The organism is Arminella tubonensis (assembly GCF_003240585.1).
Lineage (GTDB): Bacteria > Pseudomonadota > Alphaproteobacteria > Rhizobiales > Rhizobiaceae > Rhizobium > Rhizobium tubonense.
Genome location: NZ_PCDP01000079.1, coordinates 1 through 439 on the forward strand (window position 1 = coordinate 1; position 439 = coordinate 439).

Sequence of the window (439 nt, forward strand, 5' to 3'; positions counted from 1 at the left end):
CGGTAGCGGATCGACTTGCGGTCAGCGGATATAATCTGGCAGGCCCGCCGTTCCGAAAGGCCCATCACGGCCCTCAGATGCGTGACGGCTTCACGCTTGGCGGCAGGCCCTACCATTTTTTTGCGAGAAGCTCCCGGAGTGCGGATACATCCAGCATCTGCTCGGCCAGCAATTTCTTCAGCCTCGCGTTCTCATCCTCAAGCGCCTTCAGCCGCTTCGCCTCGGACACTTCCATGCCACCGTATTTGGCCTTCCAGTTGTAATACGTCGCTTCTGAAATCCCGTGCCTGCGGCACAGGTCGGCCGTCTTTGCGCCAGCCTCCTGCTCACGCAGCACACCGATGATCTGCTCTTCCGTAAATCTCTGCTTCTTCATTCGTCCGTCCTTCGTCAGGCCGAACTCTAATCAATTTTGGAGGAAATTCGCAGTGGCAGGTCA

The 439-nt window shown here is 57.4% G+C and carries 1 pseudogene; it reads right to left on the reverse strand.

Annotation, left to right across the window (positions count from 1 at the left end):
* Positions 1–376: pseudogene (locus tag CPY51_RS30730) on the reverse strand (transposase); the annotation flags it as partial.
* Positions 377–439: the final 63 nt, after the last annotated feature.